The organism is Pseudomonas sp. B329 (assembly GCF_023127835.1).
GTDB classification, from domain to species: Bacteria; Pseudomonadota; Gammaproteobacteria; order Pseudomonadales; family Pseudomonadaceae; genus Aquipseudomonas; species Aquipseudomonas synxantha_A.
This window is the reverse complement of sequence record NZ_SPKP01000021.1, coordinates 185,926-207,208: the sequence shown is the minus strand read 5'-3', so window position 1 is coordinate 207,208 and position 21,283 is coordinate 185,926. Positions and strand designations below refer to the sequence as shown.

Here is a 21,283-nt window from a genome sequence, read left to right as displayed (position 1 = left end):
GTTCGACACCAGAAAGTGGCGCGTCCGTGCCCAAACCCTGCGGGAAGTGGAGTTACAGGAAGCGCCGTAGCATACATGACCCCACTCTATCGAGGGAAACCCTGATTGCGCGGCAAGGGCCGTCTGTCGCGGCACCGGGCAGGTGCAGCAACGGGGGCTACGCTGTTTATTGGGGAGCAAGTATTTCTTCAATGAGGTGAGGGGATGGTTGAATCGCAGCGAACTCTAACGAAACCGCAATTGTATGAAGGACTGATCGACCGTTTGGGTCGGGCATTGGATGCTGCAAGAACCGCAGGCCGATTGCGTGATGAGCGGCCTCTGGAGCTGGAGTTGCGAGGCTTGAGCCAGGCAGAGCTTGAATTGATCAGGACTTACCTGGAGTTGAATCAACACCGCGCCTCTCATGGGCAGGCCTCCCCGCCAGCCCAGGAGCCTCCTCGTTCGGCCAAGGTCATTTGGCTCAAAGACTTGGCGGCCGGTCGCGGCCCGGAAAGGTCCCGGTCCGTACGGTGCAAGTGAAGCACAGTACTATCCATTAACGTTGTCGAAACAGGCTGGTAAAGATTGTCGCTTGATCGCGTTGCATTTAGGCTTCGGGCATCTTTGGAGATGCCCGATGCCTTTTCGTTATTTCATCAAACAATTGCTGTTGCCGCCCGGCATTTTTTTGTTGTTGTTGGCGTGTGCCTGGTGGTTTCGCCGTAGCCGCCCGCGCCTGGCCGGGGTGTGCTTTGCCCTGGGGCTGGGCGGGATGTGGTTGATCAGCCTGCCGGTGATGGTGCAATGGGGCGCCCGTGCGCTTGAGACAGCGCCGCCATTGGCTCGCGAAGACTGGGCCACGCTCGCCCAGCGCGCCGATGCGATTGTGGTGTTGGGCTCCGGGCGCGAGCGTGGGGACATCGCCTGGGGCAGCGACCAGCCCACCGGCGTTGGTCTTGAGCGTGAGCGTTATGCGGCGCGACTGGCCAAGGCGTCAGGCTTGCCGGTGCTGACCAGTGGCGGCTTGCATTACGGCACGCCGCCCAGTGAAGCCGAACTGATGGCCGTTTCGATGCAGGATGATTTTGGCGTCAGCGTGCGCTGGAAGGAAGAGCGCAGCCGTACCACCTGGGAAAACGCCCAGATGAGCGCCGAGATTCTGCTGCCCCAAGGCATCAAGCGTGTGGTGGTGGTGACGCAGGCCTGGCATATGCCGCGTTCGGTGTGGAGTTTTGAGAAAGCCGGTTTCACCGTGGTGCCTGGGCCGGTGGGCTTTCTGGGGGTGGACCATGGCCGGCCGCTGGGCGGCTGGATGCCCGAGGTCAAGGCGGTGTGGCAGAGCGGGCAGTTGATCAACGAAGCGGTGGGGCAGGTGGGGTATCGGCTGTTCTACCGATAGGTGCAACACAGGAAATCAATTGTGGGAGCTGGCTTGCCTGCGATGGCGGTGGGTCAGTGAGCACTCAGCGCACTGATACACCGCCATCGCAGGCAAGCCAGCTCCCACAGGTCATAGCGTTTTGGACATCCGGCCAGCCAGCAGCGCCCAGCCAAACAACCCCAGGCACACAATGATCAACGGCCACGAACGCCATTGCAGGTATGGCGTGAGGTTATGCATCGGCACCACCTCCCCATAGAGAATGCCGCGCTCGAACTGCGGGATCTGTGCGGTGATCTGCCCAAACGGGTTGATCAGCCCGGTCACGCCGTTGTTGGTGGCGCGGATCATCCAGCGCCCGGCTTCCAGTGCACGCATCTGCGCCATTTGCAGGTGCTGCAATGGGCCGATGGAGCGGCCGAACCAGGTGTCGTTGCTGATGGTCAGCAGCAGGTCGCTCTGGGCCGACAGGCCGGCAGCGAATTCCGGGTACACCACTTCATAGCAAATGAACGGCGCAATCTGATAGCCCTTGGCCTGAAGCATGGCCTGGTCTGAAGGGCCACGGGCGAAGTCCGACATCGGCAGGTCGAAGAACGCAATCAGCCCGCGCAGCATGTCCTGCAACGGCACGTATTCGCCAAACGGCACCAGCTTTTGCTTGAGATAGGTGCCGTCACCTTCGCCGACTACGGTAATGCCATTGAAGTAGCGCTTTTCATGGTGCACTTCCTGGCGAATCGGTACCCCGGTAATCAGCGCGGTGTTCCGGTCGGCGGCAAACTTGCCCATCATGCCCAGGTAGCCCTCGACCGACTCCTTGAGTACCGGCACGGCGGTTTCCGGCCATACCAGCAGGTCGACACGCTTGGAGCTCAGGCTCATGTCGCGATACAGCGCCAACTGTGCATTAAGCTGCTCGGGGTCCCACTTCATGCTTTGCTCGACGTTGCCCTGGATGGCGGCGACGCTCAGGGGGGCGCCGGAGGGCGAGGTCCAGGCGTGGTGCTTGAGCGCCAGGCCGATGGCCCAGGGGGCGACCAGCAACACCAGGCCCGCACCAATGAAGGCGTTGCGCTTGCTTGCCAGCAGGCGCGGCAGGTTGCACAGCAGGGCTGCCGTGAGTGCAAGCGCGAAGGAAATCAGCCACATTCCGCCCAGCGGCGCGAGGCCGGTCAGCGGGCCGTCGAGTTGGCTGTAACCGGAGTACAACCAGGGGAAACCGGTGAGGAACCAGCCACGAAACGCTTCCTGGCCAACCCATAACGCGGCGAAGGTCAGGGCATCCGCCAACGGTGCTTCATTGCGGCGCAGCCAGCGCGCCCACAACCAGGCGGGCAGGGCAAAGAACCAGGCAATGGCGGCGGTGAACAGCAGCATCAGGAACCCCGCCAGCAGCACCGAAGCGCCGCCGAAGTGGTGGATGCTGTAGTAGATCCAGCTGGTGCCGGCGCCAAACAGGCCGAAACCGAAACACCAGCCGCGGCCCAGGGCCTGGCGGGGTGTCAGCTCCCGCAGGCCGATATAGAACAGGCCGACCGCTACCAGAGCCAACGGCCAGATATCGAACGGCGCCAGCGCCAGGGTAGTGATGGCGCCGGCCACCACGGCCAGCAGGTTACCGGGCCAGCCGGGGCGGTTCAGGCGCTGCATGTAGGGGTGGGTCATCAGCTATTTCCTGTATCGCGCCGGGCCTGCTGCGGCACAGGGCAAGGCGCGAGGAGTGTGGTTTGGTTTTTCCAAATGAACGACGAGTAACGCAGCCCTGTGTCGCAGCAGGCCCGGCCCTTCGGGTTGTCCCTGAGAGCGGGCCATACTGCGTTGCAGGCCTTGAAAAGGGAATGCCATTCCCTGCGGCCTGCGCCTTGCCTGGCCCGCTCTCAGGGGCAACGCGACACAGGAAATAGCTGATGCCCCACCCCTTCCTTAGCGGGCAATAGGTGTCAAACGGATCAGATGGATACGACGACTATCGGCATTCAAAATGCGGAAGCGATAGGCGCCAATCTCGGTGGTTTCGTTACGCTTGGGCAGATGCCCGAACGCACTCATCACCAGGCCGCCGACCGTGTCGAACTCATCGTCGGAGAATTCGCTGTCGAAGAACTCGTTGAAGTTCTCGATCGGCGTCAGCGCCTTGACCAGGAAGTCACCGCTGGGCAGCGGCTTGATGTAGCTGTCCTCTTCGACGTCGTGCTCGTCTTCGATATCGCCGACGATCTGTTCCAGCACGTCTTCGATGGTCACCAGGCCAGCCACGCCGCCGTATTCGTCGATCACAATGGCCATGTGATTGTGGTTGGCGCGAAATTCGCGCAGCAGCACATTCAGGCGCTTGGATTCAGGTACGAAGGTGGCCGGACGCAGCAGGTCCTTGATGTTGAAGCTGTCGCCATTCTCCTTGAGGATCAGCGGCAACAGGTCCTTGGCCAGCAGGACACCCATGACGTCGTCATGGCTTTCACCGATCACCGGGTAGCGCGAGTGCGCCGAGTCGATCACGGCCGGGAGGAATTCCCGTGGGGTCTGGGTCGCCTTGATGCTGATCATCTGCGAGCGCGGGACCATGATGTCCCGTACTTGCAGGTCAGCCACCTGGATGGCGCCTTCCACGATGGCCAGCGCTTCGCTGTCCAGCAACTTGTTCTGGTGGGCCTCGCGCAGCAGCTCCAGCAGCTCCTGGCGGTTTTTCGGCTCGTGGGCAAAAGCCTGGGTCAGTTTACCCAGCCATGACTTCTGCCCGTTGCTCGATCGGTCTTCGCTCATAGCGATTACTCTAAATCCTTTGATATGACAGTTGAGTGTTGATCAGCTTTCGTCGTCTGCGTAAGGGTCGCGGTGACCCAGTTCAGCAAGCAACGTTCGTTCCAGTGCTTCCATTTCCTCGGCTTCATCATCGTCTATATGGTCGTAGCCCAAGAGATGCAAGCAGCCGTGGATGACTAGATGGGCCCAATGGGCTTCAAGTTCCTTGCCTTGTTCCTTTGCCTCGCGCTCGACCACCCCGACGCAGATCACCAGATCGCCCAGCAGCGGGATATCCAGCAACTCGTCGGGTACGTCGGCGGGGAAGGACAGCACGTTGGTCGCGTAGTCTTTTTGACGCCAGGTGTGGTTCAGCTCGCGGCCTTCGGGCTCATCCACCAGACGAATGGTCAGCTCCGAGTCTGCGGTGCGCTGGCGCAGGGCCAGGGTGCACCAGTGCCGGAACTGTGCTTCGCTGGGGGCGGGCGCTTCGGTGGCAAGCTGCAGGTCTAGCTCAAGCATCGCCGCGAACGTCCCTGGCCGGTGCGTCATCCTTGTGATCGAAACGCTCATAGGCTTCTACGATGCGCTGCACCAGCGGGTGACGCACCACGTCCTTGGGCATGAAATGCGTGAAGCTGATGCCCGGTATATCCTTGAGTACCTCGATCACCTGCGCCAGCCCCGACTTGGTGCCCTTGGGCAGGTCGACCTGGGTGACGTCACCGGTGATCACGGCGGTAGAGCCGAAACCGATGCGGGTGAGGAACATCTTCATCTGCTCGACGGTGGTGTTCTGGCTTTCGTCGAGGATGATGAAGCTGTTGTTCAAGGTGCGGCCACGCATGTAGGCCAGCGGGGCGATTTCGATCACCTGGCGCTCGATCAGCTTGGCCACGTATTCAAAGCCGAGCATCTCGTACAGCGCGTCGTAGAGCGGGCGCAGGTACGGGTCGATCTTCTGGGCCAGGTCGCCGGGCAGGAAGCCGAGCTTTTCGCCCGCTTCGACCGCCGGGCGCACCAGCAGGATGCGCCGCACTTGCTCGCGCTCCAGGGCATCCACCGCACAGGCGACGGCCAGGTAGGTCTTGCCGGTACCGGCCGGGCCGATGCCGAAGTTGATGTCGTTGCCGAGGATTTCCTTGACGTACTTCTGCTGATTCAAGCCGCGTGGGCGAATCATGCCTTTTTTGGTACGCAGGGCCACGCTGGCTTCGGACACCGGGTTGTTGGCCAGGTCTTGCACCGCAGATTCCTGCAGGTACAGGTGTACCGTCTCTGGCGACAGCTCACTACCCTTGGTTTCGCGGTAGAGGCGACGCAGCAGGTTTTCGGCAGACGTGGTGTGTTGGGGTTCACCAATGAGCTCGAACTGATTGCCGCGGTTGCGGATCTCGATGCTCAGGCGTTGTTCGATCAGGCGCAGGTGCTCGTCGAACTGTCCGCACAGGTTGGCGAAACGGCGAGCCTCAAACGGCTCGAGGAGAAAACGATGGGGTTCTGCTATGGGTGCGTTCAAGGTTGCTTTTAGCCGCCCTTTGGCTGATGAGGTGAGAGAGAGAATAACGCCAGGCGCCGGTGTGCGAAAGCACTTAAATAGCCTGGCCCCACTCTCGATAACCATGAAGAACTCCTGTGGGAGCTGGCTTGCCTGCGATAGCGGTGGGTCAGTTGGCACATAGGGCACTGATACATCGTTATCGCAGGCAAGCCAGCTCCCACATTTTGATCTTCATCCGGTCCGCGAGATCAGTTGATCAGCGAGCCGCGCAACGAGTGTGGCTGCGCCGCATCGATGTGCACATCGGCAAATTGGCCGATCAGGGTCGGGTTGTCGCAGCGGAAGTTGACGATGCGGTTGTTCTCGGTGCGCCCCTGCAACTCACCCGGGTCTTTCTTCGAGTAATCGGTGACCAGGATGCGCTGGGTCGAGCCGACCATTTGTCGGCTGATTTCGAAACCCTGTTGGTTGAGGCGATGTTGCAGTGCGTTCAACCGCTCCTTTTTCAACGCCTCCGGGGTTTCGTCCAGCAGGTCCGCCGCCGGGGTGCCCGGGCGCTGGCTGTACACAAACGAGTAGGAAAAGTCGAAACCGACGTCTTCAATCAGCTTCATGGTCTGCTGGAAATCTTTCTCGGTTTCGCCCGGGAAGCCGACGATAAAGTCCGAACTGATGCAGATGCCCGGTACGGCGGCGCGCAATTTGCGCAGCTTGGATTTGTATTCCAGCGCCGTGTGGTTGCGCTTCATCGCCGACAGGATGCGGTCCGAGCCCGATTGCACCGGCAAGTGCAGGTGCTTGACCAGCTCCGGCACTTCGGCGTGGGCCTGGATCAGACTGTCGGAGAATTCCAGCGGGTGCGAAGTGGTATAGCGGATACGTTCGATGCCATCGACGGCGGCGACCACGCGGATCAGCTCCGCCAGGTCGGCCAGGCGCCCGTCGTGGGTCAGGCCGCGGTAGCCGTTGACGTTCTGGCCCAGTAGGGTCACTTCGCGCACGCCGTTTTCAGCCAGGTGGATGATTTCTGCCAGTACATCGTCAAACGGCCGGCTGACTTCTTCACCGCGTGTGTAGGGCACCACGCAGAAAGTGCAGTACTTGCTGCAACCTTCCATCACCGACACGTAGGCGCTCGGGCCGTCGATGCGCGGCTCGGGCAAATGGTCGAATTTCTCGATTTCCGGGAACGATACGTCCACCTGCGGCAGCTTGGTGACGCGTGCGGCGTCGATCATTTCCGGCAGGCGGTGCAAGGTCTGCGGGCCGAACACCACGTCGACATACGGGGCGCGGTCGCGGATCGCAGCACCTTCCTGGCTGGCCACGCAACCGCCGACGGCGATCACCATGTCCGGGTTGGCCAGTTTCAATTCACGCCAGCGGCCCAGCTGGGAGTACACACGGTCCTGGGCCCGTTCGCGGATCGAGCAGGTATTGAGCAGGATCACGTCGGCATCTTCGGCGCGGGCGGTGACTTCCAGGGCCTGGTGTTCGCCCAGCAGGTCGACCATGCGCGAGCTGTCGTACTCGTTCATCTGGCAACCGTGGGTTTCGATATAAAGCTTCTTGGCCATGGGAATCGTCAACTGGTGGTAAAGAACCGCGCATTATAGGGGTCATGCCCATCGGTTCCTAGCGCTGTGCATCGGGTGCCATGCTATAGTTCGCGCCCTCTTTTATATCCCCATGTGTTCCCCGCCCACCATGACCAAACGTGAAGCTCCAATCTACAAGGTGATTTTCCTCAACCAGGGCCAGGTGTTCGAAATGTACGCCAAGCAGATCTATCAAAGTGATCTGTGGGGCTTCCTGGAAGTGGAAGAGTTCGTCTTTGGCGAGCGCACCCAGTTGGTCGTCGATCCGGGCGAAGAAAAGCTCAAGGCCCAGTTCGAAGGCGTGGTGCGCAGCTTTGTGCCGATGCATTCGATTGTGCGCATCGATGAAGTCGAACGCCTGGGTACGCCGAAGATCAGCGAAGCACGGGGCACGAGCAATGTGATGCCGTTTCCGATGCCGATGCCCGAGAAATGATCTGCAATTAATTTGTAGGGCGTTTCCGAAACTGCCTCTCAATGGATGGACATTTTGTTTGAAAGATAGCAAATTTTGTTTATTCAGAGAGGGCATCATGAATATACCAATAATAAGAAAACCTCGAAGTTTCCCCCGTTCAACTGCGTTTAATCACGCCACTCATTAGCGCCAAGTTCCATCACGCCGTCATTAACGAACTGACTTGTTCGGGAGTAGCCCTGTGCGCGATCCTCGCTATGACATTCTGTTTGAGCCGGTACAAATAGGCCCGGTCCGTACTTGCAATCGCTTTTATCAAGTTCCCCACTGTAATGGCATGGGCCATGTACATCCCTCGGCCATGGCCCGGATGCGCGCAGTGAAAGCCGAGGGCGGCTGGGGCGTGGTGTGCACTGAAGAGTGCGAAATCAGCCCGCTGAGCGAGTTCTCCCCTTATATCGAGGCGCGTTTGTGGGATGAGCGCGACATTCCTGCATTGGCCCGCATGTGTGAGGCGGTACACCAGCACGGGTCGTTGGCAGGGGTAGAGCTGGCATTCAACGGTTACTCGGCGCCCAACCGCTACAGTCGCGAAATTCCCTGGGCGCCTTCCAATACCCCGGTGCGCAGTTACGACCCGGTGCAGGCCCGGGCCATGAGCCATGCCGATATCCGGCAATTGCGCGCCCTGCATCGAGCCGCCGCATTGCGCGCCCGGGAGGCGGGTTTCGACATCATCTATGTGTACGCCGGCCACGACCTGAGCGTGCCGTTCCATTTCCTCACGCCACGCAATAACCGGCGTACCGACGAATACGGCGGTGTGTTGGAAAACCGTGTGCGTTTGCTCCGCGAATTGATTGAAGACACTCGCGACGCAGTCGGTGATCGGTGTGCCGTAGCGGTCCGCCTGGCGGTGGATGAACAAATGGCCGACGGCTTGAGTCGCGAGGGCGAAGGTGCCGAAATCTTCTCGATGCTGGCGGACCTGCCGGACTTGTGGGACGTCAATGTCGCCGATTGGTCCAATGACAGCGTGACGGCGCGCTTTGCCGGGGAGGGTTACCAGGAGACCTTCCTGCTGGGGCTCAAGGCGCTGACCAGCAAGCCCGTGGTGGGCGTCGGCCGCTTCACTTCGCCAGACACCATGGTGTCTTTGGTTCGTCGTGGCGTGCTGGACCTGATCGGGGCGGCCCGCCCTTCGATTGCCGATCCCTTCTTGCCCAAGAAGATTGAAGAGGGGCGCGCCGAGGAAATTCGCGAGTGTATCGGCTGCAATGTATGCGTCAGTGGCGATCACACCAGCACGCCCCTGCGCTGTACACAGAACCCGACCATGGGTGAGGAATGGCGACGTGGCTGGCATCCCGAGTCGGTCAACCATACGCAGCAACCCGGCCGGGCGCTGGTGGTCGGCGCCGGGCCATCCGGGCTTGAGTGTTCACGGATCCTGGGTGCGCGAGGGATGGAAGTGGCCCTGGTCGACAGCCTGCGCACCCTGGGCGGACGTGTAGCGCTGGAAGCCCGGCTGCCGGGGCTGGCGAGTTGGGCGCGGGTGATTGACTATCGACTGGATGCGTTGAGCCGTATGCCGTCGGTGGAGATCTATCGGGAAAGCCACTTGCAGGCCCAGGACGTGCTGGATTTAGCCGCTGAGCATGTGTTCATTGCTACGGGTTCCCACTGGCGACGTGATGGATTGGGGCGCGCCTTGCGCCGATCCTTAACGGGCCTGGACAGCCTGCCTGTGCTGACGCCTGATGACCTGATGGCAGGGGCGTTGCCCGCTTCGCCGGTGCTGCTGTTCGATGACGATCACTATTACATGGGCAGCGTGCTGGCCGAACATCTGGTGGCGCGTGGCGTGGAGGTGATATTCGTCACCCCCGCGGCGGACGTGGCGGCCTGGACCCATAACACCCTTGAGCAGCATCGCATTCAGCGTCGTCTGATGCAGCTGAATGTCACGATCGTGCCGTCCCATACGCTGGTCAGCGTTAAGCCAGAGGGCGTGGTAGCGGGCTGCATCTACACCGAACGTACGCGGTTGATCCCAGCTGCAGCCTTGCTGCTGGTCACTTCCCGGGAGCCTGAGCAGGCGCTGTATCAGGCCTTGAACAACTCACCCGAACAGTTACAGGCGGCAGGCATCCGAACGCTCACGCTGATCGGCGACTGTGTGGCGCCCGGCACCATTGCGGCGGCGGTGTATTCAGGGCATCGCATCGCGCGTGAGTTCGATGCGCCGGAGGGCTCGCTGGTAGTGCGCAGAGAAATTCCATTTATAGAGGTGTAGTCAGTCCAACTGTTCAATCAATAACGAGGAATACAATAATGAAAAAAATACTCCTGATGTTATTCACCGCGCTCCTGATTAATACATCGTTGTTTGCCAACGATTACAACGTGATCCGTTTCGCTGCCGATCCCAACTATGCGCCCTTTGCTTATAAAGACAGCACGGGGACTTTGACCGGTTTTGAAATAGATATCGGCAATGCAATTTGTGCACGTTTGAATGTTCGCTGCCAATGGGTCGAGAGTGACTTTGACGGCATGATTCCCAGCCTCAACGCCGGCAAGATCGACGCCATCTTCGCTTCAATGACCATCACTGCCGCTCGGCAAAAGGTCATCGACTTCTCCTCGGAGGTGTTTTCCAGCCCCACTGCCATGGTGATGCGCCCTGGCACTGAGCTTTCCACAGGCATGGCCGTCGGCTATTTGCAGGGCAGTACTCAGGAAGTTTATGCCCGGCAAGTGCTCGCTGGGCAGGGTATGAAGGTGGTGGCTTATGCCGATCAGGAGCAAGTGTACGCGGACCTGCTGACAGGGCGTTTGCAGGCATCGCTGCAGGATGCTCAGCAAGCACAGAGCGGATTTTTGCGTTCACCCCAAGGCGTCGGGTTTGTACTGGGGCCGCTGATTGACAGCGAGTTGATGCCGTCCAAAAGCGGCATCGGCCTCGCCAAGGGCAACCACACGCTGAAAGCGCTGTTGGATAAGGGGCTGGCTGCCCTGCACGCCGATGGCACCTACGCTCGCCTGCAAGAGCAGTACTTCCCCGGTGTGAACATGTTCAGCGGCCAATAACCGCCTTCAACGGCCAGCGAGGACACGATCATGCTACCTGCCTTCACTCAATTCGCCGCGTCCCTGGGTGGTTTTTTACCGATGTTACTGCACGGGGTCTGGGTCACCCTGCAACTGGCACTGTTGTCATTGCTGCTGGGGCTGATCCTGGGCCTGCTGGGGGCAGGCGCCAAGCTGTCCAGGGTGAGGGCATGGCGCCTGTGCGCACAGGTGTACACCACCTTGATTCGCGGGGTACCGGACCTGCTGTTAATGCTGTTGATTTTCTACGGGTTGCAGACAGGCCTGAGTCGTCTGACCAGCGAATTGGGCTGGGCCTACATCGATATCGACCCTTTCAGCGCCGGCGTGATCACTCTGGGGTTTATCTACGGCGCTTATTTCACCGAAACCTTTCGCGGCGCGTTGCTGGCTGTACCCCGTGGGCAGTTCCAGGCAGCCAAGGCCCTTGGCCTGAGCTTCAGGCAGAGCTTTTTGCATGTGATATTCCCGCAGATGATGCGATTCGCCCTGCCGGGTCTGGGCAATAACTGGATGGTCTTGCTCAAGGCTACGGCGCTGGTGTCGATCATCGGCCTGGCAGACCTGGTGAAAGTGGCGCAGATGGCGGGCAAGAGCAGTCAGCAATTACTGGCTTTTCTGCTGCTGGCGGCGCTGGTCTACCTGTTGCTCAGCAGCGTTTCAAACGCAGCGTTGCGCTGGCTGGAGCGTCGGTATGGTGAAGGTGTGCAGGGATCATCATCATGATCGAGCTTATCCAGGAGTATTGGCGGCCGTTTATTTATTCCGACGGTCAACAAATCACCGGTCTGGCCATGACCTTGTGGCTGACCAGCGCCTCTTTGTGCCTGGGCCTGCTGTTGGCGTTGCCACTGTCCATCGCCAGGACGTCCAGCCGACGCTGGCTGCGCTGGCCGGTGCAAAGCTTTACCTACGTGTTTCGCGGCACACCGCTGTATATCCAGTTACTGATCTTCTACACCGGCATCTACAGCATTGGCGCTGTTCGCGAGCAACCGTTGCTGGATGCCTTTTTTCGCGAAGCGCTCAATTGCACGCTTCTGGCGTTTGCCCTCAATACCGCGGCCTACACCACGGAAATACTGGCGGGCGCAATTCGGGCAATGCCACGCGGTGAAATCGAGGCTGCTCGTTCCCTGGGCTTCGACGGCTGGAAGTTGTACGTGCACTTGATCATGCCCTCGGCCCTGCGCCGGTCGTTGCCCTACTACAGCAATGAAGTGATCTTCATGTTGCATTCCACCACCCTGGCGTTCACGGCAACGGTGCCGGATATCCTGAAAGTCGCAAGGGATGCCAACGCTGCAACCTTCCTCACCTTCCAATCCTTTGGCCTGGCCGCGGCGCTTTACTTGTGTATTACGTTCGCGTTGGTCGGCTTGTTCCATCTGGCTGAACGACGTTGGCTGAGCTTTCTTGATTCGAGTCGATAGGGGGGCAATATGCAGACTCACAGGCATGAACTGTTAACGGCTGTGCCAGGTACCACGCGGCATATTCATAGTTTTCATTACGGTCCGGCCAATGCGCCGAGCAAGGTTTACATCCAGGCGTCCCTGCACGCCGATGAATTACCGGGGATGCTGGTGTTGTGGCATCTCAAACAGCGTCTGGCGCACCTGGAGGCGACAGGTGCGTTGCGTTGGCAAGTGGTGCTGGTGCCGGTGGCCAATCCGTTGGGGTTGGAGCAGGTGCTGATGGACGTACCGCAGGGGCGTTTCGATAACGACAGTCGAGAGAACTTCAACCGCTTCTTCGTTGACGTCAGCGAGCAGGTCGGCGACCAGGTACAGGATGTTCTGACCGATGATCCTGCGCATAACCTGCATCTGATCCGTGCGGCCCTGCGGCGAACCCTTGTCAGCCAGGTACCGGCGACCCAGCTGCACTCTCTGCGTTTGGTCCTGCAAACGCTGGCCTGTGACGCCGACAGGGTGCTGGACCTGCATTGTGATTTCGAGGCAGTGCAGCACCTGTACCTGGCGCCCGATGCCTGGCCCCAGGTGGAGCCGCTGGCGCGGTACCTGGGCGCTCGGGCCTGCTTTATGAGCCCGGACGCGGGCGGGCATTCGTTCGACGATTGCTACACCTTGTTCTGGGCACGGATGCAGGCGCGTTTTCCTGGGGCCTTTTCGGCGCCGGGTTTTGCCGTGACCGTGGAGTTGCGCGGCGTTGCCGATGTGGACCACGGGCTGGCGCGGCAGGATTGTCAGGCGTTGATCAACTATCTGATGTTACAGGGAGGCATTGAGGGGCAAGCGCCGCCACTGCCGGCGCTATTGAGCCCGCCAACACCCTTGGCGGGGGTCGAGCCGGTGGTGAGCCCGGTGGGAGGCTTGATGGTCTTTTGCGCGCAGGTGGGGGACTACCTCGAAGCAGGACAGATCGTGGCGCAAGTCATCGACCCGATCACGGACCGAGTGATTGAGGTCGCGTGTGAGCATGAAGGGCTGTTGTATGTGCGATCAGTACGCCGCATGGCAAGCGCCGGTATGACGATTGCCCATGTAGCGGGGTCCACGGCATATCGACAGGGCTACCTGTTATCGCCGTGATCAGGGCAGGGGTGAGAAGGGCGAGCGCCCATCGGCGCTCTGCAATTCCTGCAGGTAATTACGGAAAATCTGCCCCAGTACCTGGGTCGCCACTTCCAGTTCATCGCGCTGCATGTGCTCGGCGACCTCATCGGCGGTGTCCAGCGCGTCTTCAGCACCGTTGACCGCGGCCATTTTCAGCACGATGTAGGCCTGCACGTTATTGGCCGGCACGCCTTCACCCTTGAAGAACATATTGCCGAGCTGGAATTGCGCCTGGGCGTGGCCTTGTAGCGAAGCCTTTTCGAAGTAGCTCAACGCTTTGTTGAGGTCGACGGCCGGGTTCTTGCTGTCGTGGTAGAACTCGCCCAACTCGTATTGCGCTTGCGCATCCCCGTCATCAGCCTGTTTCTGGCACGCGCTCAGGGCTTCGGCCTGGCTGTCTGGCTGGGTATTGAGGGTGCAACGACCCATCGCTGGGATTAACAACGAGTTGCCGCCTGCCTGGGCATGTGCCAGCAGCGGCTGAAGGAGCAACAGGCAGCCCAGAACCAGGGTGCGGCCGGTGCGTTTCATGGGAATCGACTTACCTCTGACGGGGCGCGCGGACCCTCGGGGAGTCCAATAAGCGCGCATTATGAAATAAGCAGGCCTCTGCTTACAAAGTCTTTACTCGTTTTTCTGCTGCTTGGGCAAGTTATCTGCCGGATTGCAGGGCAATTCTCGAAAAAACCAGGAAACTTCTGTAAGCAAAGTAGCAAATCTGACGCTGCCTGGGGGGCAACGTCAGAACGTGGGTCACTTATTTCAGGGCCGCGAAGGCGCGTTCGGCAGCATCCAGGGTCAGTTTCAGCTCGGCTTCGCCATGGGCGATCGAGGTGAAGCCGGCTTCGAAGGCGCTCGGCGCCAGGTACACGCCGCCTTCAAGCATCAGGTGGAAGAAGCGCTTGAACAGGTCGGCATCGCTGCCCATCACGTCATCAAAGGTGACGATGTCGTCGGCGCCGCTGAAGTACAGGCCGAACATGCCACCGGCCTGGGTGGTGACAAACGGGATACCCGCGGCGTCGGCGCGCTGCTGCAGGCCATCAAGCAGGCGGGTGGTGTAGTCGGTCAGCTCGGCGTGGAAGCCCGGGCGGCTGATCAGGCGCAGGGTGGTCAGGCCAGCGGCCATTGCCAGCGGGTTACCCGACAAGGTGCCAGCCTGGTAGACCGGGCCCAGCGGGGCGATGTGCTGCATGATTTCGCGCTTGCCGCCGAAGCAGCCTACTGGCATACCGCCACCGATGATCTTGCCGAAGGTGCTCAGGTCCGGCGTGACGCCGTAGTGTGCCTGGGCGCCGCCGAGGGCGACGCGGAAACCGGTCATCACTTCGTCAAAGATCAGCACCACGCCGTGCTTGTCGCACTGCTCGCGCAGGCCTTCGAGGAAACCCGGTGCCGGCGGTACGCAGTTCATGTTGCCGGCCACCGGTTCGACGATGATGCAGGCCACGTCCTGGCCGACTTCGCTGAGCATTTGCTCGACGGCGGCGATGTCGTTGAACGGCAGGGTCAGGGTGTGTTTGGCGAATGCCGCCGGTACACCGGCAGAGTTGGGTACGCCTTGGGTCAGCGCGCCGGAGCCGGCCTTGACCAACAGGCTGTCGGAGTGGCCGTGGTAGCAACCCTCGAACTTGATGATGTTGTCGCGGCCGGTGAAACCGCGGGCCAGGCGGATCGCGCTCATGGTGGCTTCGGTACCGGAGCTGACCATGCGCACCATTTCCATCGACGGCACGATGGCGCAAACCAGGTCGGCCATCTCGGTTTCCATGGCGGTCGGCGCGCCATAGGACAAGCCGTGTTGCAGCTGCTGGCGCACCGCGTCGAGTACGTCCGGGTGGCTATGGCCGAGAATCATCGGGCCCCAGGAGCCGACGTAGTCGACGTAGCGCTTGTCATCTTCGTCGGTGACGTAGGCGCCTTCGGCATGTTTGAAGAACAGCGGCGTGCCGCCCACGCTCTTGAACGCACGCACGGGTGAGTTCACACCGCCGGGGATGTGTTTCTGGGCATTGGCAAACAGGGTTTCGGAACGGGACATGATGGACGTCTCTCTGAAATCAGATTTTAAGAAGGGCATTGAAAGCACGGGCGCGTCGCGTGACTTCCTGAGTACTGTCGGCGCCGAATAAACCGTGCACCACGGCCAGCAGGTCGGCACCGTGGGCCACCAGCGGTTCGGCGTTGTCCAGGGTCACGCCGCCGATCACGCAGATCGGCAACTGCAAGCGCGTGCGGGCCTCGGCCAGCATTTCAACGGTGGCGGCAGGTGCGCCGGGCTTGGTGGTGGAATTGAAGAAGCGCCCGAAGGCGACATAGCTGGCGCCTTCCTTGGCGGCCTGTTCGGCCAGTTCGATCTGGCTGTGGCAGGTAGCACCGATGATCGCCTTGGAACCGAGCAGCGCACGGGCCGGGGTCAGCGGACCATCGGTCTGCCCCAGATGCACGCCCACGCCCAGGCGCGCGGCGAGTTCGGCATCATCGTTGATGATCAATTGAGTCTTGTAGCGCGAGCACAGTTCATACAGCTTTTCGGCTTCACGCAGGCGCCGTGCCTCGTCGCTGCTTTTGTCGCGGTACTGCAACAGTGTCACGCCGCCGTCCAGCGCCGCTTGGACGTAGGCGAGGAACTTGCCGGCCAGGAGCTGGCTGTCGGTAATGGCGTAAAGGCCACGTAGTTTCATCGGGCAAGCCCCTTGCTGTGACGAGCGATAAGTTACGAGCAGAAATCCAGCGGCAGCCGGCGCGGCACGAACTGGCCATGGCCCAGTTGCTCGGCGTCACGCAGGGTGCGCCAGGTGTAGTTGAGGGCCGATTGCACCGCGCTGGTCAAACCTTCGCCCTGGGCGATGCGCCCGGCCAGGGCGCTGGCCAAGGTGCAGCCCGAACCGTGATAACTGCCAGGCAAGCGCTGGCAGGTAAAGGTATGGCGCGTGCCGTCGCGGCTGTACAGGCGGTTGTGCACTTCGTGTTCGTCGCCATGGCCGCCGGTGATCAGCAGGTGCTTGATGTACGGCAACAGTTTCTCGGCGCACTCGTCGGCAGTGCCGTCTGGCAGTTCGGCCAGGATGCGCGCTTCCGGCAGGTTGGGCGTGGCGATCAGCGACAAGGGCAACAGCCGCTCGCGCATCGCATAGCCGACTTCGTCCTTGCCCAGGCTACCGCCGCCGCCGGCGCGCAGCACTGGGTCGCAGACCACCGGCAGATGCGGGTGCGCCTGCAGCAGTTCAACCACCGTATCGACCATGGCGGTGGAACCGAGCATGCCCAGTTTGACGGCCGCGACTTCGGAGTCGCCGAGCACGGCATTGGCCTGGGCCATCACCCACTCACGGTCGAGCACGCGGAAGTCGCTGACATTGACGGTGTTCTGCACGGTCAACGCTGTGACGGCCGGGGCCGCGTGGCAGCCCTGGGCGAGCAGGGCTTCGATATCTGCCTGCAAGCCGGCGCCACCACTGGGATCGTGGCCGGAGAGACAGAGGACAACGGGGCGAGAGCTGTAGATATTCATGGTGCGCGAGCTTACCACCAAACGCTTTTTGCGTGGCCGTCTGACGATGGTTGAAGTGTGAGCGCTGGAGCAGCGCTTTTCTGGCGAGTGAAACAGCATGAAAATCCTCTGAAGGCCTTGATGTAGAGCCTTTCAAAAAAATAGTTCAATGGTGTCCAATGGCCTTTAATGGCTATGCTAAAGTGCATTCAAACAACTTACTGTATCGCCGGTGTACGTCTTCTCAAAAGGATGGGGGGCTTTTGACATAACCGGACAGGCCACGCTGGGGCTCTATGCGCTATTTGCTGATCTTTATATTGTGCGGGCTACCCTTGCTCGCCGGCGCCGTCGAGTTCAACCAGGACACGCGAAGCCTGCCGCTGGGCCAGGTCATGCAAGTGCTCGAAGACCCAACCGATGCCCTCACCATTGCCGATGTCAGTTCCCCCGCCTACGCCGCCCAGTTCAAGACCCATGACAAAGCCACTCTCAACGCCGGCTATTCGCGCTCGGTGTTCTGGCTCAAGGTCAACCTGCATTACAGCGCAACAGATCCCCGTGCACCGCGCACCTGGTTTCTGGAGTTGGCTTATCCGCCGCTCAATCGCCTGGACCTGTATCAGAGCGACGGCACCGGTCACTACCGCCTGACCGCCCGCACCGGCAGTGCATTACCGTTTTCCAGCCGTGAGGTGAGCCAGAGCAATTACCTGTTCAAGCTCAATTTTGCGCCCGATCAGCAGCAGACCCTGTACCTGCGCTTGCAAAGCCAGGGCTCGATCCAGGCGCCGCTGACCCTGTGGGCGGGCACGGCGTACCTGGAAGAACAACCGCTGCGCTTGTATGTACTCGGGGCTATTTATGGTGTGCTGCTGGGCATGCTGATCTACAACCTGTTCATTTACCTCAGCGTGCGCGACACCAGCTACCTCTATTACATCCTCTATATTGCATCGTTCGGCTTGTACCAGCTGTCGGTCAATGGCGTCGCGGTGCAGTACTTCTGGCCGAACAACCCGTGGTGGGCGAATGCGGCGGTGCCGTTCCTGATCGGATCGGCGGCATTGTTCGGCAGCCTGTTCGCTCGCAGCTTCCTGCACACCGTGCAGCACAGCCGCTGGATCGACCGGATCCTGCTGGCGCTGGCAGCCTGCGGCGGCGTGGTGATGGCGCTGGCGCTGTTGACCAGCTACGCCGTGGCCCTGCGCCTGGCCACCGGCCTGGCGCTGGTGTTCACCGTGACCATCTTTGTCGCCGCGATCAAGGCCTGGTACTGCGGGCAGCGCATGGCGCGCTACTTCATCATCGCCTGGTCGGCGTTTCTGCTGGGCGGAGTGGTCAATACGCTGATGGTGCTGGGCTACCTGCCCAACGTGTTCCTGACCATGTACGCCAGCCAGCTCGGCTCGGCCATTGAAGTGGCACTGCTGTCCCTGGCCCTGGCCGACCGCATCAACGGTATGCGCGAACAGCAGGCGCAAATCCTCCTCGACGCCAGCCAGAAGCTCGAAGCGCTCAACCAGCAACTGGCCCGCAGTAATCGCCTCAAAGACGAGTTTCTCGCCACCCTGACCCACGAACTGCGCACGCCGATGAATGGGGTGATTGGTTCCCTGGAATTGATGCAGACCGTGCCGTTGGGCGAGGACCTGGCGCAGTACCAGCAAACCGCCGCGGGCTCGGCGCGGGACATGATGCGCATGGTCAACGGTATCCTCACCCTGACCGAGTTGCAGGCCGGTCGGATGGTGGCCCAGCCGCAAGCGTTCAGCCTGCGCGGTGTGCTCGACACCTTGCGCCAGCAGTTCACCCCCAGCGCGCAGAGCAAGGGCCTGGCGTTTTCCATTGATGTTGCCGATGAGTTGCCGGACCGGGTGATCGGCGATGCCGACAAACTGCTCCAATGCCTGGATTGCCTGCTGGACAATGCATTCAAATTTACCCAACTCGGCGCTGTGCGCTTGCGCGTGGTCGGGGTGCCCGAAGGGGAGGGTGCATTGCACCTGAGCTTTATTGTCACCGACACCGGTATCGGCTTCGCCTTTCTCGATGAGGCCACGCTGTACCAGCGCTTCTTCCAGCTTGATGGCTCGATGACTCGCGAATACGGCGGCCTGGGCATTGGTTTGGCGATTTGCCGGCAGTTGATCGAGCTGTTGGGTGGGCGCCTGACCCATCATTCGGAGCCGCGCAAGGGCAGCCGTTTTCAGTTGGAGGTGGACGTCAGCGTGGTGCCTGCGCAACCCAAGCCGAGCGGGCAAGCGCAGCCCAGGCAGCGTGCGCCCCAGGATTGCACCGTGTTGCTGGTGGACGACAACAGCGTCGGCCAGTTGGCGGTGCGTGGCATGTTGCTCAAACTCGGCTACCGGGTGAAAACCGTAGATAACGGCCCGGCGGCACTGGCGGCATTACAAGGCAATCGCTTCGATGCGGTGCTGCTCGACGTGCCGGAGGGCGGCTTCTCATTGTGCTGTCAGATTCGTGCACTGCCCGACTGTGGTGAGTTGCCGGTGATCGCCTTGAGTAGCTCAAGTGATGGACCAGAGCGTGAACGCTGCCATGGCATCGGCATGACTGATCGCCTGGCTAAACCGGTGCGGTTCGAAGCCCTGCAAGGGGTGCTGGAGCGCCGCGTGTTGCGCTTGGGTGAGGGCGAAAGCGCCGGGCATTCGGCGGGTATGCCACTGTTTTAAGCGTGAGGTCGGTGCTTAACTGAATTCAAGGCCCCTCTTTCACGTGGCCTTTTTCCAGGAGGCCCGTCATGAACCTGCATCAGTTTGCCGAAACCCACGACGTCACCAATCAGCCACCGTCCCTGGACGGCACCAACCTGTATCGCATCGACTTGCCCCTGCAGCAATGGTCGCGTCGCTTTGGCGCCGGCTGGGCCGAATCGCGTATCGATGCCTACGGCGCGCTGGCCGGAGGGCCGTTGATGGCAGCCGGGTTCCTGGCCAATCAGAACAAACCGGTGTTCAGCAGCCATGACCGTTATGGTCATCGCATTGACCTGGTGGAGTTTCATCCGGCTTATCACGAACTGATGCGCACTGCCGTTGAGCATGGCCTGCCGTCGCTGCCCTGGGCTCACCCGCAGCCCGGCGCCCATGTGGCCCGTGCGGCAATGACCTACCTGCACAGCCAGGCCGAGGCCGGCACCGGTTGCCCGCTGACCATGACCTTCGCCTGCGTTCCGGCCTTGCGCCTGCAACCGGACCTGGCAGATCGCTGGTTGCCGAAAATCCTTTCGACCCAATATGACCCACGCAACGTCGGCATTGCCCACAAAGCCGGCGCCACCATCGGCATGGCCATGACCGAGAAGCAGGGCGGCACCGACGTGCGGGCCAACACCACACGCGCTTATCCGGTGGGCGCGGGTGGGCCCGGCCAGGCCTATGAACTGGTGGGCCACAAGTGGTTCTGCTCGGCACCGATGTGCGATGGCTTCCTGACCCTGGCCCAGACCGACAAGGGCCTGACCTGTTTCCTGCTGCCCCGGCACCGCCCGGATGACACGCGCAACGAGTTCTATATCCAGCGCTTGAAGAACAAACTCGGCAACTGCTCCAACGCGTCCAGCGAAGTGGAGTTTCGCGGCGCCCTGGCCTGGATGGTCGGTGAAGAGGGCCGGGGTGTGCCGACCATCATCGAAATGGTCGCCATGACCCGCTTCGATTGCATGGTCGGCTCCAGCGCCTTGATGCGCCAGGCGTTGACCCAGGCCAGTCATCACTGCGCCCACCGCCTGGTCGGTGGCCGCGTGCTCAACCAGCAGCCGCTGATGCAGAACGTCCTGGCCGACCTGGCATTGGAGAGCGAAGCGGCCCTGGCCTTGAGCCTGCGCATGGGGCGCGCCCTGGATCATCTTGAAGATGAACAGGAAGCCAAGTTCGCTCGGCTGGTCACGGCGGTCGGCAAGTATTGGATCTGCAAGCGAGCGCCCGCGATGATCAACGAAGCCGCCGAATGCATGGGCGGCGCCGGGTATGTGGAAGACAGCATCTTGCCGCGTCTTTACCGTGAGGCGCCGGTGAACTCGACATGGGAAGGTTCCGGCAATGTGCAATGCCTGGACGTACTCCGCGCCTTGTCCAAAGAGCCGGGCGTGCTGGAGGTGCTGTTTGTTGAGTTGGGAGACGGCCATGGTGACAAGCAACTGGCGCGGCATATCGAGCAGTTGAAGTCGGCGTTTATGGACACCCAGGACATTCAGTACCGTGCGCGGCAGTTGACCGAGGATATTGCCGTGGCGTTGCAGGCCAAGTTATTGCTGGAAGCAGGAAATGCGGCGGTCAGCGACGGGTTTATCGCCAGCCGGTTGGGCGAATCGTCGGGGCGGGTATATGGCACCTTGCCGCGTGGGGTGGATGTAGAAGCCATAGTCGCGCGCTCAACCCCGCCATCTCCCATATTTTAAGGTGCATTCCAATCCGGCTGTTTCGGTGAGGCCGGGATACAGGCAAGAT

The 21,283-nt window shown here is 61.0% G+C and carries 19 protein-coding genes; 10 read left to right on the top strand and 9 right to left on the bottom strand.

Annotated elements, in window-relative coordinates; genetic code table 11:
* Positions 1 to 204: 204 nt before the first annotated feature.
* Both E4P00_RS13315 and E4P00_RS13310 read left to right on the top strand, forming a co-directional pair.
* On the top strand, positions 205 to 522 hold the full coding sequence (locus E4P00_RS13315; protein ID WP_005791730.1) for a hypothetical protein: 318 nt from the start codon (positions 205 to 207) through the stop codon (positions 520 to 522).
* 97 nt (positions 523 to 619) lie between these two features.
* Positions 620 to 1,381, top strand: coding sequence for a YdcF family protein (locus tag E4P00_RS13310; protein WP_005791728.1), 762 nt, complete (start codon positions 620 to 622; stop codon positions 1,379 to 1,381).
* 111 nt (positions 1,382 to 1,492) lie between these two features.
* Here the strand turns inward: E4P00_RS13310 and lnt are convergent, their stop codons facing one another.
* The 5 genes from lnt to miaB all read right to left on the bottom strand — a co-directional run bounded on the left by lnt (position 1,493) and on the right by miaB (position 7,186).
* Complete coding sequence (gene lnt, locus E4P00_RS13305; protein WP_032881204.1) at positions 1,493 to 3,016, bottom strand: apolipoprotein N-acyltransferase; 1,524 nt, start codon at positions 3,014 to 3,016, stop codon at positions 1,493 to 1,495.
* Between the two features lie 273 nt (positions 3,017 to 3,289).
* On the bottom strand, positions 3,290 to 4,129 hold the full coding sequence (locus E4P00_RS13300; RefSeq protein ID WP_005791724.1) for an HlyC/CorC family transporter: 840 nt from the start codon (positions 4,127 to 4,129) through the stop codon (positions 3,290 to 3,292).
* Between the two features lie 42 nt (positions 4,130 to 4,171).
* Positions 4,172 to 4,630, bottom strand: a complete 459-nt coding sequence (gene ybeY / locus E4P00_RS13295; RefSeq protein WP_078822414.1) for an rRNA maturation RNase YbeY — start codon at positions 4,628 to 4,630, stop codon at positions 4,172 to 4,174.
* Positions 4,623 to 5,627: a PhoH family protein gene (locus E4P00_RS13290; protein ID WP_248131705.1), complete on the bottom strand. Its 1,005-nt coding sequence runs from the start codon at positions 5,625 to 5,627 to the stop codon at positions 4,623 to 4,625. Before E4P00_RS13290 ends, ybeY begins: the two co-directional genes overlap by 8 nt.
* 230 nt (positions 5,628 to 5,857) lie before the next feature.
* Positions 5,858 to 7,186, bottom strand: coding sequence for a tRNA (N6-isopentenyl adenosine(37)-C2)-methylthiotransferase MiaB (gene miaB / locus E4P00_RS13285; RefSeq protein ID WP_005791718.1), 1,329 nt, complete (start codon positions 7,184 to 7,186; stop codon positions 5,858 to 5,860).
* 130 nt (positions 7,187 to 7,316) lie between these two features.
* Here miaB and E4P00_RS13280 point away from each other — a divergent pair, with 130 nt between their 5' ends.
* The 6 genes from E4P00_RS13280 (at position 7,317) to E4P00_RS13255 (ending at position 13,294) form a co-directional block, all read left to right on the top strand.
* Positions 7,317 to 7,643 (top strand): DUF1820 family protein, encoded by a 327-nt coding sequence (locus tag E4P00_RS13280; protein ID WP_003194436.1) that lies wholly within the window; start codon positions 7,317 to 7,319, stop codon positions 7,641 to 7,643.
* A 223-nt stretch (positions 7,644 to 7,866) separates the two neighbouring features.
* Positions 7,867 to 9,921: an NAD(P)-binding protein gene (locus E4P00_RS13275; protein ID WP_216092152.1), complete on the top strand. Its 2,055-nt coding sequence runs from the start codon at positions 7,867 to 7,869 to the stop codon at positions 9,919 to 9,921.
* A gap of 38 nt (positions 9,922 to 9,959) precedes the next feature.
* Complete coding sequence (locus E4P00_RS13270) at positions 9,960 to 10,718, top strand: transporter substrate-binding domain-containing protein (protein ID WP_032879309.1); 759 nt, start codon at positions 9,960 to 9,962, stop codon at positions 10,716 to 10,718.
* Between the two features lie 30 nt (positions 10,719 to 10,748).
* Entirely contained in the window at positions 10,749 to 11,465 is a 717-nt protein-coding gene (locus E4P00_RS13265; protein ID WP_005791712.1) for an ABC transporter permease subunit, read from the top strand.
* On the top strand, positions 11,462 to 12,172 hold the full coding sequence (locus E4P00_RS13260; RefSeq protein ID WP_032879313.1) for an ABC transporter permease: 711 nt from the start codon (positions 11,462 to 11,464) through the stop codon (positions 12,170 to 12,172). The genes E4P00_RS13265 and E4P00_RS13260 overlap by 4 nt, the downstream gene beginning before the upstream one ends.
* Positions 12,173 to 12,181: 9 nt before the next feature.
* On the top strand, positions 12,182 to 13,294 hold the full coding sequence (locus E4P00_RS13255; RefSeq protein ID WP_032879315.1) for a succinylglutamate desuccinylase/aspartoacylase family protein: 1,113 nt from the start codon (positions 12,182 to 12,184) through the stop codon (positions 13,292 to 13,294).
* On the opposite strand, the gene E4P00_RS13250 is transcribed toward E4P00_RS13255, so the two are convergent.
* The 4 genes from E4P00_RS13250 to E4P00_RS13235 form a co-directional block, all read right to left on the bottom strand.
* Positions 13,295 to 13,849, bottom strand: coding sequence for a tetratricopeptide repeat protein (locus E4P00_RS13250; protein ID WP_124379558.1), 555 nt, complete (start codon positions 13,847 to 13,849; stop codon positions 13,295 to 13,297). It abuts the gene before it with no gap.
* 226 nt (positions 13,850 to 14,075) lie between these two features.
* Positions 14,076 to 15,359: a glutamate-1-semialdehyde 2,1-aminomutase gene (gene hemL / locus E4P00_RS13245; protein ID WP_057012857.1), complete on the bottom strand. Its 1,284-nt coding sequence runs from the start codon at positions 15,357 to 15,359 to the stop codon at positions 14,076 to 14,078.
* A 19-nt stretch (positions 15,360 to 15,378) separates the two neighbouring features.
* Positions 15,379 to 16,002, bottom strand: a complete 624-nt coding sequence (gene thiE, locus E4P00_RS13240) for a thiamine phosphate synthase (RefSeq protein ID WP_032879317.1) — start codon at positions 16,000 to 16,002, stop codon at positions 15,379 to 15,381.
* Between the two features lie 32 nt (positions 16,003 to 16,034).
* Positions 16,035 to 16,832 (bottom strand): hydroxymethylpyrimidine/phosphomethylpyrimidine kinase, encoded by a 798-nt coding sequence (locus tag E4P00_RS13235; protein WP_216092149.1) that lies wholly within the window; start codon positions 16,830 to 16,832, stop codon positions 16,035 to 16,037.
* Between the two features lie 275 nt (positions 16,833 to 17,107).
* On the opposite strand from E4P00_RS13235, the gene E4P00_RS13230 reads away from it, so the two are divergent.
* Both E4P00_RS13230 and E4P00_RS13225 read left to right on the top strand, forming a co-directional pair.
* Positions 17,108 to 19,507 carry a hybrid sensor histidine kinase/response regulator gene (locus tag E4P00_RS13230; protein ID WP_103734848.1) on the top strand — a complete coding sequence of 800 codons (2,400 nt, stop codon included), beginning with the start codon at positions 17,108 to 17,110 and terminating at the stop codon, positions 19,505 to 19,507.
* Between the two features lie 68 nt (positions 19,508 to 19,575).
* Positions 19,576 to 21,234, top strand: a complete 1,659-nt coding sequence (locus E4P00_RS13225) for an acyl-CoA dehydrogenase family protein (RefSeq protein ID WP_248131703.1) — start codon at positions 19,576 to 19,578, stop codon at positions 21,232 to 21,234.
* Positions 21,235 to 21,283 lie beyond the last annotated feature (49 nt).